Below are 15151 nucleotides of genomic sequence, written 5' to 3' on the forward strand. Positions count from 1 at the left end.
AGCATGGAAAATAAGAGTGGAGAGGCGAAAGTGCAGAAGGTCAAAAACTGGTCGCCGGTGTGGATTTTTCCCATCGTGACCGCGCTGATCGGTGCCTGGATCCTGTTTTATCACTACAGCCATCAGGGGCCTGAAGTGACGCTTATCACCACCAACGCAGAAGGTATTGAGGGGGGCAAAACCACCATCAAAAGCCGCAGCGTCGATGTGGGCGTCGTGGAAAGCGCAACCCTGACCGATGACTTAACGCACGTTGAGATCAAGGCTCGCCTGCACGCCGGCATGGAAAAGCTGCTGCACGGCGATTCCGTTTTCTGGGTGGTGAAACCGCAGGTCGGGCGTGAAGGGATCAGCGGCTTGGGCACGCTGCTTTCCGGTGCCTATATTGAGCTGCAGCCGGGGAGCAAAGGTGCTCAGCCAGCCGACTATCAGCTGCTGGACGCTCCGCCTCTGGCACCCCCTGACGCAAAAGGCATCCGCGTGATCCTCGACAGCAAGAAGGCGGGGCAGCTTTCGCCCGGCGATCCCGTGCTGTTCAGGGGCTATCGCGTCGGCTCGGTCGAAACCAGCACGTTTGATCCGCAAAAGCGCGCCATCAGCTACCAGCTGTTTATTAACGCGCCAAACGATCGTCTGGTCACCAGCAACGTTCGCTTCTGGAAAGACAGCGGGATCGCGGTCGATCTAACATCTGCCGGCATGCGCGTGGAAATGGGCTCCCTGACCACGCTATTCGGCGGCGGCGTAAGCTTTGACGTGCCGGAAGGGATTGATCTTGGGCAACCTGTTGCGGAGAAAACGGCGTTCAGGCTCTTTGACGATCAGAAAAGCATTCAGGATGCGCTATACACCGATCACATCGACTACCTGATGTTCTTTAAGGATTCCGTTCGCGGCCTGCAGCCTGGCGCACCGGTTGAGTTCCGCGGTATTCGTCTGGGTACGGTAGGACAGGTGCCGTTCTTTGTCCCTGGGCTCCAGCAGGTGCTGGATGATGATTATCGCATTCCGGTGCTGATTCGCATCGAGCCCGAGCGTTTGATCAATCAGATTGGCGTTACTCAGGATATTGGCGCGCATATTAATGACCTGCTGAACCGGGGCCTGCGCGGCTCGCTCAAAACCGGTAACCTGGTGACCGGCGCGCTGTACGTGGATATGGATTTCTATCCGAAAGCGCCGCCCATTACCGGCATGCGCGACTTCGGCGGCTATACCATTATTCCAACGGTCAGCAGCGGCCTGGCGCAGATCCAGCAGCGGCTGATGGAGACGCTGGATAAGATTAACAATCTGCCGCTTAACCCGATGATTGAAGCCGCAACCAGCTCGCTGAGCGAGAGCCAGGCCACGATGCGTCGTCTGCAAACCACGCTGGATAACATCAACAAGGTGACCTCCAGCCAGTCCATGCAGCAGCTGCCGCAGGATATGCAGAAAACGCTGCGCGAACTCAACCGCAGCATGCAGGGCTTCCAGCCGGGCTCCGCGGCGTACAACAAGATGGTGGCGGATATGCAGCGCCTCGATCAGGTACTGCGTGAGCTACAGCCGGTGCTCAAAACGCTCAACGAGAAGAGCAATGCGCTGGTGTTCGAAGCGAAAGATAAAAAAGATCCTGAGCCGAAGAGGGCGAAACAATGAAAAAATGGCTAGCAATTGCGGGAGCACTGGTGCTGACGGCCTGTAGCTCAGGAAGCGAGACGAAAAGCTACTATCAGCTGCCGGTGTCCGCACAGGCTGGAATGCAGAGCAGCGCGGCCCAAGGGAGCCGGCTGCTGTGGGTTGAGCAGGTCTCCGTGCCGGATTACCTCGCCGGAAACGGTGTGGTATATCAAACCAGCGACGTAAAATACGTGATTGCCAATAACAACCTGTGGGCCAGCCCGCTGGATCAGCAGCTGCGGAATACGCTGGTGGCTAACCTTGGCAGCCAGCTTCCGGGCTGGGTGGTGGCCTCGCAGCCTCTTGGCAGTGACCAGGACACGCTGAACGTGACGGTGACAGGATTCCACGGCCGCTATGACGGGGCGGTGGTGGTGAGCGGGGAGTGGCTGCTGAATCATCAGGGGCAGCTGATTAAGCGCCCTTTCCATCTTGAGCTAAAGCAGCAGCAGGACGGTTATGATGAGATGGTGAAAGTTCTGGCGCAGGGCTGGGCACAGGAGTCGGCCAGCATTGCGAGAGAGATTTCCCGGTTGCCATAAGTAAAATTCATCGATAAAAGCCGCTATCGGACTCACGCTGATAGCGGCTTTTTTTTCGGTGTACCTTCAGAACGTTACTTGTGCTGTATCACATTTTTTGTACAAATGAACTTCTGCATAGCTCACATATATGACATCCGTATGAATTTTGAGCGTTGACGCTGCCGCTTATCCAGGGTATTCGTTATCTGTGGTTGCACACTTTGCAATCACTGTTTTCTTTCCACCAGACAAAAGAATGAGGGAAACGAGGCATGAAGAGACAGAAACGAGATCGCCTGGAAAGGGCTCATCAACGTGGTTATCAGGCTGGCATCGCCGGACGTTCTAAAGAAATGTGTCCCTATCAGACTTTGAACCAAAGGTCGCAATGGTTAGGGGGCTGGCGAGAAGCCATCGGAGACAGGGCAGTACTTGCTTGATAGCGTCTCTTTAAAAAAGAAACCTCCGCAGTGCGGAGGTTTCGCCTTTCTGAATACGGACAGCGCCTGAATCAGAACGCTGAGGTATCCTGGAACAAGCCCACTTTCAGATCGCTTGCTGAGTAAATCAGGCGGCCGTCAACCAGCACTTCACCATCGGCCAGGCCCATGATCAGACGGCGGTTAACGATGCGCTTGAAGTGGATACGGTAGGTCACTTTCTTCGCGGTTGGCAGAACCTGTCCGGTGAATTTCACTTCACCCACGCCCAGCGCGCGGCCTTTTCCTTCGCCGCCGAGCCAGCCCAGATAAAAGCCAACCAGCTGCCACATGGCATCAAGGCCCAGGCAGCCAGGCATTACCGGATCGCCAATAAAGTGGCAACCAAAGAACCACAGGTCCGGGTTGATATCGAGTTCCGCTTCAACGTAGCCCTTATCAAAGTTGCCGCCGGTTTCGGTCATTTTCACGACACGGTCCATCATCAGCATGCTTGGGGCCGGTAACTGTGGGCCATTCGCGCCAAACAGTTCACCGCGACCAGAGGCAAGAAGATCTTCTTTTGTATAGGATTCGCGTTTATCTACCATGTTCTCAGTAAGCCTTATTTTAGTGAAGCACGCAGGATAGCTAACACGTGTACGCTGAACAAGTCCGATCAGTTCGGACTAAACCAGCCCAGCCAGCGTAACGGCCATGGATAACGGTGTCGGGCATCCGGTTGTGTCGCCTGCGCAATGCGCTCCTGAATAGTTTGCAGCAGCGTAGTTTGACCTTCTCCATCCCAGACCAGGTTTGTCAGTAAGGGTAGTGCATCCTCAATACCTTCGATGGCCCAGATCGTAAATTGCTGCTGTTCTACCGCGTCAAGAACCGCCTGGCTCAGGCTTAAGTGCCGGGCATTAGGGGCGGGAATAATAACGCCCTGCTTGCCGTTTAAGCCGCGCTGTTGGCAGATGGCGAAAAATCCTTCAATTTTCTCGTTCAGGCCGCCTACCGGCTGGGCGCGACCAAACTGATCGACCGATCCGGTGATTGCGATATTCTGATTAATCGGTACTTCAGCGAGGGCGCTTATCAACGCGCACAGCTCGGCCATTGAGGCGCTATCACCGTCGACTTCGCTGTAGGATTGTTCAAAAGTCAGCGACGCCGAGAAGGGAATTTGCTGCTCAAGCTGGAGCTCAGACATCAGAAATGCCTGCATGATCATCATGCCTTTGGCGTGAATGTTTCCACCCAGCTCGGCTTTGCGTTCGATATCGGTAAATTCACCATCGCCCACGTGGACGACGCAGCTGATGCGCGAAGGCTCACCGAAGGCGCGAGGATGGCCCGGGAATTCAATCACCGAAAGGGCGTTAATCTGCCCGATGCGTTCGCCTTCCGTTTCAACAAGGATCTGCTCCAGCAGAATTTCGTCCTGCATCCGATCGGCAAGGTAACCCTCTCGCCATTCGCGCTGGGCAAGCATTTGAGCAAACTGTTCACCCGTAAACGTCCCCTGACCGCTGATAACGCCCACTTCGCGAAGCTGTTTACCGATCCAGAGCGGGCAGAGCGGGAGCGTTTCCCGATCGCCGGTGTAACGAACGGCTTCGCGGATCAAGCCCTGCCACGCGTCTGCTGACGGGGCAGGGAGCGCGAAGCGTTTTGCAACGTCGAGAACCCATTGACGCCATAACGCCATATCATCAGCGTCAGCGATCTGAATATTATCTTCATATTCGCTATAAACAGCCTGCTCGGCCAGCTCGGGTTCCATCTCCTGGAAATCAGCCAGCGACTCGCGATCCCCCGTGAGGACCACGGTCAGAGACAGAGGCATAGAAGGAATGGAGACCGGCAGCGGGCGAGACTCATCATAACCCACCCAGTCGAAGCGCTGCTGGCTTACAATCGTTTTCAGGCGCATCCACAGCAGCGGCTGAGCAAGCAAGGTACGCAGGGCGATAATTAACACCCCGCCGTTCGCGCGGTGTACCAGGCCCGGCTGTAGCGACAGCTCGCCGTTGAACTGGCGCAGACAGCCAAACAGCTGCTCGGCTTCAACCCAGCTAGCCGAGATGATTTCACCTTTTGCCGCAAAACGCGCGTCTGCCTGCTTTGCCGGTTCAAAAGTGATACTGCGTCCCGCAATATGATATTGACCACCAAAGACCGTTTCCGCCTCCGGCTTTAGCTGGCGCATGGCATCGCTAAGAAGCGTCAAATACTCGGCTTCTTCCGGGGCCTTGAGCAGCATGAAGGGAGATGTCGCCCACGGGCTTATCATCTGCTCCAGCGCGTAATGCAAACGCGGTTGTGTGTCGCTAAGTATAAATTCGTTTTCTTCTGCGAGCTCTGGTTGTGTAAAAAGCGCCTGATAGCTTTCGGTATCCGGAACCAGATCGCGCCATGCAAGTTTCGTAATGGTCAAAGTTGATGTTTTTTAGTCAGATGTAAAAACGTGGAGTATACCGTAAGCGGAGGTCTCTTCCCAAGCAGGATTGGGTTTTCGCGGAGGGAATATCCTGGAATGCTTCACAGGGTATGATTTCTTTTCAGCAGATTGCAAAAAAACTGATATTCTGAACAGAGTTACGTGGTAACACTGAGAACGCAATGAAATATCAACAACTGGAAAACCTCGAAAGCGGCTGGAAATGGAAATATCTGGTCAAAAAGCACCGCGAGGGAGAGCTGATTACCTGCTATATCGAAGCCAGTGCTGCGCAAGAAGCCGTGGATATTTTGCTGACCCTCGAAAATGAACCGGTACAGGTCAATAGTTGGATTGCGAAACATATCAATCCCGCGCTGTTGAACCGCATGAAGCAGACTATCCGCGCGCGTCGTAAGCGGCATTTTAACGCCGAGCATCAGCACACCCGCAAAAAATCCATCGACCTGGAGTTCATGGTCTGGCAGCGGCTGGCCGGGCTGGCGCAAAGGCGCGGAAAGACGCTATCGGAAACGGTGGTGCAGCTGATAGAAGATGCGGAGCATAAAGAGAAGTATGCGAGCCAGATGTCGACGTTGAAAAACGATCTGCAGGCCTTGCTGGGTAAAAAGTAACTTTTTTCGTTTTCTACAGGCAATAAAAAACCCCGCAGCGCGGGGTTTTTTTTAAGACGATAACTTATGCCGCTGGCTGAGTTACAACGTCTTTAACGCCTTTAACTTCGATCTCAACGCGACGATCTGGAGCCAGGCAGTCAATCAGTGCAGCGCGAGCTTTCACGTTGTCACAGGTGTTGCCAGTAACTGGGTTAGATTCGCCCATACCGCGTGGGGAGATCTTGTTAGCTGGGATACCTTTAGAGATCAGGTAATCAACAACAGACTGAGCACGTTTCTCAGACAGTTTCTGGTTGTAAGCGTCAGAACCGATACGGTCTGTGAAGCCCAGAACCACAACGTTGCCGTCTTTAGGATCCAGGTTGCTCAGCTGGGTGTACAGCTGATCCAGTGCCTGCTGACCTTCTGGTTTCAGGGTCGCTTTGTTGAAGTTGAACAGAACGTCAGACTTCAGAGTGAAGTGCTTGGTCTGTACTTCTGGAGCTGGAGCCGGAGCTGGCGCTACGATTGGTGCAGCATCTTCCTGCTGACCGAAACGGTAGGAAACACCTACGCTCAGCATGCCGTTGTCTGGACGAACACCAACGGTGTTGCCGTCGCCGATGTTGTTAACCCACTGGTATTCCAGACGGGTAGCGATGTCACGGGTCATAGCCCACTCAACGCCACCAGCGAATACTGGGGAAACACCGGTATCGTGGTTGTCACCAGACTGGTTGTTGCTGGAATCTGCACGCCATACCATGCCGCCCAGACGGGTGTACACGTCCAGATCGTCGGTTACTGGGTAACCCAGTTTAGCGGTCAGCTGAACGCCCTGAGCTTTGAAAGCGCCATTAAAGTTGTCGCCTTTGTATGGCATACGACCTAACCAGTCGTAACCCATTTCAAAGCCAACATACGGGTTAACCTGATAGCCACCGAACGCACCTGCACCCAGCTGACTTTCGTGGGTTGGGCCGTCGTTGTTCAGGCTGCTGTTGTACCAGCCTGTGTCATGGAACTGAGACCAGCCCAGTTTACCACCTGCGTACCAGGTATTATCTTTCGGAGCGGCCTGCGCTACGGTAGCGAAGCCAGCCAGTGCCACTGCAATCGCGATAGCTGTCTTTTTCATTTTTTGCGCCTCGTTATCATCCAAAATTTGCCATGAAAATCTCAATAGAGGAATCACGGTTAAATCCTTCACCGGGGGGCGTGGTCAAATATAAGTCTACCGATATCTTCGGCTTAGGCCGAGCACCCCTGGCGATGTAAAGTCTACAACGTAGCTGAAAACTTACAAGTGTGAACTCCGTCAGGCATATGAAAAAAATTTTTCCGTATACCTATTATTTAACATTTTTTGAACGAATTTTAGCCAGTAAAATTAACGAGAACCGCACCAGACAAGCCTTGCCGTCATTTTTTCTTTTTGAACTAATTCCACATCGTGGGGTCAAAAAAAAATTCCAGGAAAAATCTTAATTTTGCTCAATGGTAGAGATTTGAGTGAATTTTTAACCCGGAAAGTTGTCCTTTGCGGTAAGAATCAGGGTGAACGGGACGCATGATAAACCCGATAGCATCTCCTTCTTCGGCCGCTTCCGTTAGGCGGCAATGTTCCTCTTCCGTCAGTTCATCAGGCAGCCAGCCAATCACCACGCTGTAATTTCCGGTGCGTAATGCACGGATCATCGACTCAACCGTATCGCACGGGGAGAGCTGATTAATCTGCATAACCTTTGCCAGCGGTAGGCCCGCAGACTGAACCCATTGGCGGCTCAGCTTTTGCTGCGGCGTCAGCCAGAGCTGCCAGCGTGACTGCTGACCCAGCTGCTGCAAAAGTGGCAGCAAAAGCAGCTGTGTTAACAAGGGCTGGTCTTCACGATAAACCACTTCACTGATTAGCCCTGTCGAAACGCGCCCGACGGATTTCTGCGTGACGCTGCCAGCGGTAGAGGAGAGAGATGTTAAGCGATTCGCATAGCCTGAAGTGTACATATTCATTCCAGCCCTGTAGTTACTGTATGGATATACAGTAACCCCTGTATGGCTAAAGATCAACTTCAATTTCTGAAAGCGACTCGCAAATTTCGTTGATTCTTGACCCGCCTGAAAAAATCATCTTGCTCACGGACGATAAGTTGCCTATTTTCCTGCTAACGGATCCGCTAGTAAGAAATGTTGTTGTTAATTTATGATTTTTAAGGGAATTATCATGAAAAAGATATCTTATGAACGGATTTATAAATCCCAGGAATACCTCTCTCCGTTGGGTGAGATTCATCATCGGGCCCTCTTCGGCGGATACACGCTGGCCGTTGATGATGCGGTTTTCGCCATGGTGTCTGACGGTGAACTCTATCTTAGAGCCTGCGAGCAGAGCGCAACCTACTGTGTGAAACACGCCTCTTCGTTTTTGACGCTGGTGAAACGTGGCAGACCCGTGTTGCTTAATTACTATCGCGTAGACGACGGCCTGTGGCAGGACAAAGAAAAGCTGCTTCAGCTCTCTTCGTTTGCGCTTGATGCGGCCAGAAACGAACGCAATCTGCGGCGTCAGCGCAACCGGCTGAAAGATCTTCCCAACCTGACGTTCCAGATTGAGGTATTGCTTTATGAAGCGGGGATCAGGGATGAAGAAACGCTGCGGGCGCTGGGTGCGAAAGAGAGCTGGCTCAAGATTAGGCAGATTAATAAGGCGCTGGGCATCAAGGTGCTGTTCGCGCTTGAGGGGGCTATCGAAGGCTTACATGAAGCGGCGCTCCCGGCTGACACTCGCCGGGAGCTAACGGAGTGGGTCAACGCGCTGCCAGAGCCGCGCGAGCATCATTCCGCCAGGTAGCCACAAGCTGCTGCAGGCGGCAAATTTCCGGCAGCAACGCGATCAGCAGGCCAATCTGCTGAAGCACAAGCGGCGCTTTGCTGTCGGTACCCGGATCGAGATGCGCAATGCGCTGAGAGAGTTCATCAAGAGATTGCTTGACGCGAGGTTCGTCGGCAGGCCGATGGTGCAGGGCATCATCGACATAACACACCGCGTCATCCAGCAGGCCGAGAATGGCGGGATTGGTCAGCTTTTCGCGGTGCGCGCCCAGGGTCGAAATGTAGCTGGTGAACGTGTGGTTCAAGCAAAGCAGCCTGAACGCCGTTTCGCGAATTTCTGCCGTGGCGCGGGGTTCCGTTGACATGTTGGAGACCACGGAAGCCAGCTCTGCGTCAGTGTTGTGCGCATCGCGGCGGGCGATACGGTAGGCCAGGCGGTTATCGCGGCCCTGGTGATACTGTTCAAGTATCGCATCCAGGTACCGGCAGTTTGCGTTCATTGCCCTGTCCAGCACGCGGGGCAAATTGCGAAAACGCCAGTCCGGCCAGATAAAGCTGACCGCGGCCCAGGCGATAGCGCAGCCAATTAAGGTATCAAACACGCGCGGCAGGGCGACTTCAAACCCCTCTCCGAGCAAATTAAAGCACAGCAGCACCAGCAGGGTGATGAACATGGTGGCATGCGCATACTGCACGTTGCGAAAAGCAAAGAACAGCACCCCCGTTATGACGATGAGGATGAGCTGACCCTCGATAGACGGCACGAAATAGAGCACCGGTAGCCCAATGGCGACGCCCACCAGCGTGCCGATGATTCGTAACGCGAGGCGGTGACGAGTTGCGTTGTAGTTAGGCTGGCAGACAAACAGGCTGGTCAGCAGGATCCAGTAGCCGTGGTGTAAACCGGTTATCTGGATAAAGGCATAGCCCACACACAGGACCAGCGACATTCGCACCGCATGGCGAAAGAGCGCGGACTCTGGCGTGAAATTCCGGCTCAGGCGCAGCCACATATCGCTAAAGCCATGCATGCTGTCGTCAGCGAGCTGGTTCTCGGCATCAGAGCCCGGCATCGCCAGCGCCTGCTCGGACTCGATGGTCGCCAGCTGGGCGTCGATCGCGCGCAGGTTATTGAGCAAGAACCCCAGGGCGTTGATATGTTCAGGCGACGTGCCGCTGGCCTTAACGCGATCGAGCGCTGCGTCAAGATGGCTGAATGCGCGCTCAAAGCGCGGATCGTGCTGGTACGGCGTGCGCAGCAGAATAGAGCGCGAAAGCTGCTGGCAGGCCTGAGACTGCATCGACAGCAGCCTCTGGAAGCGGAACATCACGTCGCTGTAGCGAAACTTCTCGCGCAGCGCCGCATACTGTACGTGCGAGGAGCTGGCGCGTTCGTGAATATCCTGGGCCACGAAGTAGTAATGCAGCGTTCGGCGGGTTCCACGCTGGCCGCGATCGCCCCGCAGTCGGGTCAGCAGCGAGGCTTTTGTCTGGTTGAGGGTCGCTACCAGCTGGCCGTTTGCCAGCGCCAAATCGTAAAGGGGCGCCTGGCTATCGTCTTCGATATCCGGGTCGAACAGGCGAGACTTCAGCTCAAGATAGTGCGCCAGCTGCTCGTAGCTGCACGCGAGGTTATCCTGCAGCGCGCGAACCGGAAAGATGAGATGCCCGGTTAAGGTCAGCAGGTTATACCAGATGGCCCCCAGCAACAGCAGCACGGGTTGTTGATACCATTGGTCGTACAGCGAAACGCCCAGCATGGTGTAGATGGCAATCAGCAGTGCGCCAAAGGCGATAGTGGCATAGCGCTGTCCAAGGCCGCCGAGCAGGATAAACCCGCTGGTGGAAAGCGTCAGACCGAGCGCGAATAGCCAGGGCCATGGGAACAGCAGTTCAACGGAGGCCGATGCAATAAAGAAGGAGATCAGCGTAATAACAAGATTACGCAGGCGGCCGGTCAGGCGGTCATCAAGATCCGCCAGCGCGCCGGCAACCACGCCAAGCGTGAGCGGAATGGTGAGCTTTACGTCGTTAAGCCACCATGGCAAGGCCGTCGTTCCGCAAAGTGCGATAAAAATTCTGGCGTTATAGAGCCAGTTGCTGTTCCAGGTATAGCGGCGAAGCAGTGGGCTTAGCATCAGCGCGGCCACTCCTTTTTACTGAAAACGACGACGCGCATTTGCTTCTCGTGCGGCCTGCGCGACTTCAACCGATACCACTCTGCGCCCGACCGGCCACAGGGCAATCGCGGCAATCTTAAAGTTAGCAATGCCGACAGGAATGCCAATGATTGTGATGCACTGCGCGATCCCGGTGACGATATGCATCAGGCATAACCACCAGCCGAAGAAAATCAGCCACAGGATATTCAGCAGCGTCCCGCCGGTATTCATTAGCGCGTTTTGCCTCTCCGGATTCAGCTCATCCACGTGAACCGCTTCGTTACCGTAGGGGAACAGCGACAGCCTGGTGATTTCCCAGCATGAGCGCGTCAGTGGCAGCGTAAAAATCAGCACGATGCTGACCAGCGTGGCAAAAAGCCATGAAAGGGTGGTGGCAAAACCGCCAAGGACAAAATTCAGGACATTCAAAACGGTACGCATAAACCCTCAGTTCCTTTCGATATGATTAACGCCGGGGGATTGTAACGGTTTTTAGGCTGGAGCACCTTAAAACTGGCAGTTAAACTGTCAGGTAATTTATCTCATCGTGGATTTGGCGGGACATGGAACTTAAAGCAACTTCAATGGGCAAACGCCTGGCGCAGCATCCTTACGACAAGGTCGTCCTTCTCAATGCCGGGGTGAGGGTCTCTGGAGAACGCCACGAGTATCTTATTCCGTTTAATCAGCTGCTCGCGATCCACTGCAAGCGCGGGCTGGTATGGGGCGAGCTGGAGTTCGTGCTGCCGGACGATAAGGTGGTTCGGCTCCACGGCACGGAGTGGTCGGAAACTCAGCATTTCTATCACCATCTTAATGCACTCTGGCAGCGGTGGAGCCACGACATGAGCGTGATTGCGGCACAGGTGCTTGAGCAGGTGCTGGACGATATTGCCCAACGCGACGAGCAGCAAAAATGGCTCACCCGCCAGCAAACCGCGGAATTACAGCAAAAGATTTCGCAGGCCATCGCCGCGCTGCCGTTTCCCGCATCGCGTCTTGATGAATTTGAAAACTGCCGCGAGGCGTGGCGCAGGTGTCAGGCTTGGCTCGGCGACATAGATAAGAGCCGGATGGCGCATAATCAGGCATGGACCGATGCCATGCTGGTCCGGTACGCCGATTTCTTCCGCAATATTGAATCTTCGCCGCTTAATCCCGCTCAGGCGCGTGCGGTAGTCAACGGCGAGCGGTCGCTGCTGGTGCTGGCAGGGGCCGGAAGCGGCAAGACCTCGGTGCTGGTGGCGCGCGCGGGCTGGCTTCTGACGACGGGGGAGGCGGCCGCGGATCAGATTCTGCTGCTGGCGTTTGGCCGTAAAGCGGCGCAGGAAATGGATGAGCGCATCCAGCAGCGCCTGCACACCCAGGATATTTCGGCCCGCACCTTCCATTCCCTGGCGCTGCATATTATTCAGCAGGGCAGTAAAAAAGTCCCTGTCGTCAGCAGGCTGGAAAACGACGCACAGGCGCGCCAGGCGCTGTTTATCAAGGCGTGGCGACAGCAGTGCAGCGAGAAAAAGGCGCAGGCCAAAGGGTGGCGGCAGTGGCTGGAAGAGGAGCTTGGCTGGGAGGTGCCGGAAGGCAGCTTCTGGCAGGATGAAAAACTGGCGCGCCGCCTGGGGTCGCGCCTTGACCGCTGGGTGAGCCTGATGCGCATGCACGGTGGCACGCAGGCTGAAATGATTGAAAGCGCGCCGGAAGCGATCCGCGACCTCTTTTCAAAGCGGGTCAAGCTCATGGCGCCCATGCTTAAGGCGTGGAAGACGGCGCTGAAAGAGGAAAACGCCGTTGATTTCTCCGGCCTCATCCATCAGGCGATTATCATTCTGGAAAAAGGCCGCTTCGTTAGCCCGTGGAAGCATATTCTCGTTGATGAGTTTCAGGATATCTCCCCTCAGCGCGCCGCGCTGCTTGCCGCGCTGCGCGCGCAAAATAAGCACACCTCGCTCTTTGCCGTTGGCGATGACTGGCAGGCCATTTACCGCTTCAGCGGTGCGCAGCTCTCGCTGACCACCGCGTTCCACCACTATTTTGGCGAGGGCGATCGCAGCGACCTCGACACCACCTACCGCTTTAATTCGCGCATCGGTGAAATTGCTAACCGCTTTATCCAGCAGAACCCGCACCAGCTGGCGAAGCCGCTGAACAGCCTGACGCCGGGAGATAAAAAGGCGGTGACGCTGCTTGCGGAGGATAAGCTCGAATCGCTGCTGGACAAGCTGAGCGGCTATGCCAAACCGGATGAGCGTATTTTGGTGCTGGCGCGTTACCATCACCTGAAACCTGCGGCGCTGGAAAAAGCGGCCACCCGCTGGCCGACGCTCCAGCTGGACTTTATGACCATTCACGCCAGCAAAGGCCAGCAGGCAGATTATGTCATCGTGATGGGATTAAAGGAGGGCAGCGACGGCTTCCCGGCCCCCGCGCGGGAATCGGTTATGGAAGAAGCGCTGCTCCCGGTGCCGGAAGATTTCCCGGATGCCGAAGAGCGTCGCCTGCTGTACGTGGCGATTACGCGCGCGCGCCATCGCGTCTGGCTGCTGTTCAACAACGATGCGCCATCGTCGTTTGTTGATATTCTAAAGGGGCTGGACGTGCCGGTGGCGAGAAAGCCTTAACGGAGTTGCCGGGCGGCGGCTGCGCCTGACCCGGCCTATAAAATGCGTAGGCTCGCGCAAGCGTCGCGCCGCCGGGCAAAAAAACTACTTCAGCCTTTCGGCAAGATAGCGCGGATAGTCGGGGATCAGGATCTCAACCGGCGAGCCGAACTGCGGCGATTCAATGATGAAATCCGCCGTCGACAGGTTCGTGGCGACGGGAATATTCCACACCGTTGCCAGGCGCAGCAGCGCCTTTACGTCCGGGTCATGAGGCACCGCGTTCAGCGGGTCCCAGAAGAAAATCAGCACATCAATCTTGCCTTCCGAAATCTGCGCGCCAACCTGCTGATCGCCGCCCATTGGGCCGCTCAGCATGGCATTCACCTCAAGACCCGTTTCGCGATGGATCAGGTTGCCGGTAGTACCGGTTGCGGAAAGCGTATGCTGTTCCAGCAGCGCCTGATGGCGGCGAACCCAGTTGAGCAACATCTGCTTACAGTGATCGTGCGCGACCAGAGCAATGTGTTTGCGTTCGGGGAGGGTGCGAGTTGTCAGTTCCATAAATATGTCCGTCAGTTTATCTGGCTACACGATGACGGGAAGCGCCTGACGCTGCAAGAGTAAGGATGAAAAAATGTGGCTTATGACGACGGTTGCTGCTTTGCCCACTGCATAAAGCGGGCGCGCGTGTCCGGATCGGCCTGCTGGAACCAGAATTTCAGCCGCTGCTCGGTGAGCGTCTGGGACTGGGGAGGAATAACGTCCAGCTCCGACACGCCGGATAACAGGGTGCTGTCGTCGGCCATCAGGGGGGCGAACTGGGGCAGGGAGGCGCGCCTGTTGGCTTTGTTATAGATTTCCGTGTCGGCTTCATAATCGGTGCCCTTGGGGGTTTGCGTCAGTGCCAGAATGTCGAGCTTAACGGGAATAGGCGTTGCATCGCCGTCAAGCAGCTCAACGCGCGGCGCGGCGTCGAATGCCATTGACTCTTTCTCCGTTTCAATGCGCGGAAGATGAAAGTTAACCTGGCTGACGCGCTGCGTGTCGAAGCTCATGACCAGCGGGGGAGAGATATACGTCCGCAGCTCGTGGTTCGTCAGGCGAATGGTCTTCTCAATGCGAAAAACCACCTGATGTGGCCCGTTATCCAGTTCGATGCTGTCAGCCCCGCGCAGCAGCGAGCTCGAGACTTTTTTCCCATCCAGCACCAGCAGATCGATATCGGTAGAGAGCCTCAGCGTCGTAGCAAAGACGCAAACCGGCATAATTAACGCAATCACCGCAGAGGCAAGGCCGGTTTTCATAGGGCGCTCCTGTTGAAAGGACGTGTGTCGTCATAATGTGTCTATATTTTTCGCGGTTCACGTTTACTAACATATAGACATAAAACCTCGTTTTGCCCTCATGCGTCCGTATGGGATAGATGGTTGTACCGCGTGCTATGACGTACACTTTGAAAAAAGCCAGGAGGAAGAGCATGAAAGAGAACGATATTGCCGGGATTCTGACGTCCACACGCACCATTGCGCTGGTCGGGGCAAGCGACAAACCCGATCGCCCAAGCTATCGGGTCATGAAGTATTTGCTCGATCAGGGCTATCACGTGATTCCCGTGTCGCCAAAGGTGGCGGGCAAAACGCTGCTGGGCCAGCAGGGTTACGCCACGCTGGCTGACGTGCCGGAAAAAATTGATATGGTCGATGTATTCCGCAACTCGGAGGCCGCCTGGGGCGTGGCGCAGGAGGCGATCGCCATTGGCGCGAAAACGCTGTGGATGCAGCTTGGGGTGATTAACGAGCAGGCCGCGGTGCTGGCGCGCGACGCGGGGCTGACGGTCGTGATGGACCGCTGTCCGGCGATAGAAATCCCCCGGTTGGGGCTGGCAAAGTAAC

Annotated in this window: 15 protein-coding genes; 7 read left to right on the plus strand and 8 right to left on the minus strand. The window is 55.4% G+C overall.

Annotated features, from left to right (window positions below):
* The first annotated feature begins 3 nt into the window (after positions 1-3).
* The 3 genes from pqiB (at position 4) to rmf (ending at position 2629) form a co-directional block, all read left to right on the plus strand.
* Positions 4-1644 carry an intermembrane transport protein PqiB gene (pqiB, locus tag V1599_RS10345; protein WP_112009238.1) on the plus strand — a complete coding sequence of 547 codons (1641 nt, stop codon included), beginning with the start codon at positions 4-6 and terminating at the stop codon, positions 1642-1644.
* Positions 1641-2207, plus strand: coding sequence for a membrane integrity-associated transporter subunit PqiC (gene pqiC / locus V1599_RS10350; protein WP_395301507.1), 567 nt, complete (start codon positions 1641-1643; stop codon positions 2205-2207). The genes pqiB and pqiC overlap by 4 nt, the downstream gene beginning before the upstream one ends.
* Before the next feature lie 254 nt (positions 2208-2461).
* Positions 2462-2629 (plus strand): ribosome modulation factor, encoded by a 168-nt coding sequence (gene rmf / locus V1599_RS10355; protein WP_010429337.1) that lies wholly within the window; start codon positions 2462-2464, stop codon positions 2627-2629.
* A gap of 71 nt (positions 2630-2700) precedes the next feature.
* Here rmf and fabA read toward each other — a convergent pair whose 3' ends face one another.
* Together fabA and V1599_RS10365 are read right to left on the minus strand one after the other, a co-directional pair.
* The gene (gene fabA / locus V1599_RS10360) at positions 2701-3219 is read right to left on the minus strand and encodes a 3-hydroxyacyl-[acyl-carrier-protein] dehydratase FabA (RefSeq protein ID WP_006174537.1); all 519 of its coding nucleotides are present in this window, start codon (positions 3217-3219) and stop codon (positions 2701-2703) included.
* A 68-nt stretch (positions 3220-3287) separates the two neighbouring features.
* Positions 3288-5048 (minus strand): AAA family ATPase, encoded by a 1761-nt coding sequence (locus tag V1599_RS10365; protein WP_395301508.1) that lies wholly within the window; start codon positions 5046-5048, stop codon positions 3288-3290.
* A 185-nt stretch (positions 5049-5233) separates the two neighbouring features.
* Between V1599_RS10365 and matP the strand changes: the two genes are divergently transcribed.
* Positions 5234-5686 (plus strand): macrodomain Ter protein MatP, encoded by a 453-nt coding sequence (gene matP / locus V1599_RS10370; protein ID WP_112009241.1) that lies wholly within the window; start codon positions 5234-5236, stop codon positions 5684-5686.
* Positions 5687-5750: 64 nt separating this feature from the next.
* Here the strand turns inward: matP and ompA are convergent, their stop codons facing one another.
* Positions 5751-6806 carry a porin OmpA gene (gene ompA, locus V1599_RS10375; RefSeq protein WP_112009598.1) on the minus strand — a complete coding sequence of 352 codons (1056 nt, stop codon included), beginning with the start codon at positions 6804-6806 and terminating at the stop codon, positions 5751-5753.
* Positions 6807-7162: 356 nt separating this feature from the next.
* On the minus strand, positions 7163-7672 hold the full coding sequence (gene sulA / locus V1599_RS10380; RefSeq protein ID WP_112009242.1) for an SOS-induced cell division inhibitor SulA: 510 nt from the start codon (positions 7670-7672) through the stop codon (positions 7163-7165).
* A gap of 217 nt (positions 7673-7889) precedes the next feature.
* Here sulA and V1599_RS10385 point away from each other — a divergent pair, with 217 nt between their 5' ends.
* On the plus strand, positions 7890-8516 hold the full coding sequence (locus tag V1599_RS10385; protein WP_112009599.1) for a TfoX/Sxy family DNA transformation protein: 627 nt from the start codon (positions 7890-7892) through the stop codon (positions 8514-8516).
* Here the strand turns inward: V1599_RS10385 and yccS are convergent.
* A complete protein-coding gene (gene yccS, locus V1599_RS10390) occupies positions 8473-10635 on the minus strand; it encodes a YccS family putative transporter (RefSeq protein WP_395301509.1) in 2163 nt (720 codons plus the stop codon). The genes V1599_RS10385 and yccS overlap by 44 nt on opposite strands.
* Before the next feature lie 18 nt (positions 10636-10653).
* The gene (locus tag V1599_RS10395) at positions 10654-11100 is read right to left on the minus strand and encodes a YccF domain-containing protein (RefSeq protein WP_112009244.1); all 447 of its coding nucleotides are present in this window, start codon (positions 11098-11100) and stop codon (positions 10654-10656) included.
* A gap of 122 nt (positions 11101-11222) precedes the next feature.
* On the opposite strand from V1599_RS10395, the gene helD reads away from it, so the two are divergent.
* A complete protein-coding gene (gene helD / locus V1599_RS10400; RefSeq protein WP_395301510.1) occupies positions 11223-13277 on the plus strand; it encodes a DNA helicase IV in 2055 nt (684 codons plus the stop codon).
* Positions 13278-13361: 84 nt separating this feature from the next.
* Here the strand turns inward: helD and mgsA are convergent, their stop codons facing one another.
* Entirely contained in the window at positions 13362-13820 is a 459-nt protein-coding gene (gene mgsA / locus V1599_RS10405; protein ID WP_112009246.1) for a methylglyoxal synthase, read from the minus strand.
* Positions 13821-13900: 80 nt separating this feature from the next.
* Complete coding sequence (locus V1599_RS10410) at positions 13901-14563, minus strand: DUF2057 family protein (protein WP_112009247.1); 663 nt, start codon at positions 14561-14563, stop codon at positions 13901-13903.
* A gap of 173 nt (positions 14564-14736) precedes the next feature.
* Here V1599_RS10410 and V1599_RS10415 point away from each other — a divergent pair, with 173 nt between their 5' ends.
* On the plus strand, positions 14737-15150 hold the full coding sequence (locus V1599_RS10415) for a CoA-binding protein (protein ID WP_112009248.1): 414 nt from the start codon (positions 14737-14739) through the stop codon (positions 15148-15150).
* The last annotated feature ends 1 nt before the right edge of the window (position 15151 follow it).

The organism is Enterobacter sp. ECC-175 (genome assembly GCF_043968675.1).
Lineage (GTDB): Bacteria > Pseudomonadota > Gammaproteobacteria > Enterobacterales > Enterobacteriaceae > Enterobacter.

Bases quoted from the DNA above. Each gene is read 5' to 3' on its own strand.
- pqiB (WP_112009238.1), top strand. From the start codon at position 4: ATGGAAAATAAGAGTGGAGAGGCGAAAGTGCAGAAGGTCAAAAACTGG.
- pqiC (WP_395301507.1), top strand. From the start codon at position 1,641: ATGAAAAAATGGCTAGCAATTGCGGGAGCACTGGTGCTGACGGCCTGT.
- rmf (WP_010429337.1), top strand. From the start codon at position 2,462: ATGAAGAGACAGAAACGAGATCGCCTGGAAAGGGCTCATCAACGTGGT.
- fabA (WP_006174537.1), bottom strand. From the start codon at position 3,219: ATGGTAGATAAACGCGAATCCTATACAAAAGAAGATCTTCTTGCCTCT.
- matP (WP_112009241.1), top strand. From the start codon at position 5,234: ATGAAATATCAACAACTGGAAAACCTCGAAAGCGGCTGGAAATGGAAA.
- ompA (WP_112009598.1), bottom strand. From the start codon at position 6,806: ATGAAAAAGACAGCTATCGCGATTGCAGTGGCACTGGCTGGCTTCGCT.
- sulA (WP_112009242.1), bottom strand. From the start codon at position 7,672: ATGTACACTTCAGGCTATGCGAATCGCTTAACATCTCTCTCCTCTACC.
- V1599_RS10385 (WP_112009599.1), top strand. From the start codon at position 7,890: ATGAAAAAGATATCTTATGAACGGATTTATAAATCCCAGGAATACCTC.
- yccS (WP_395301509.1), bottom strand. From the start codon at position 10,635: ATGCTAAGCCCACTGCTTCGCCGCTATACCTGGAACAGCAACTGGCTC.
- V1599_RS10395 (WP_112009244.1), bottom strand. From the start codon at position 11,100: ATGCGTACCGTTTTGAATGTCCTGAATTTTGTCCTTGGCGGTTTTGCC.
- helD (WP_395301510.1), top strand. From the start codon at position 11,223: ATGGAACTTAAAGCAACTTCAATGGGCAAACGCCTGGCGCAGCATCCT.
- mgsA (WP_112009246.1), bottom strand. From the start codon at position 13,820: ATGGAACTGACAACTCGCACCCTCCCCGAACGCAAACACATTGCTCTG.
- V1599_RS10410 (WP_112009247.1), bottom strand. From the start codon at position 14,563: ATGAAAACCGGCCTTGCCTCTGCGGTGATTGCGTTAATTATGCCGGTT.
- V1599_RS10415 (WP_112009248.1), top strand. From the start codon at position 14,737: ATGAAAGAGAACGATATTGCCGGGATTCTGACGTCCACACGCACCATT.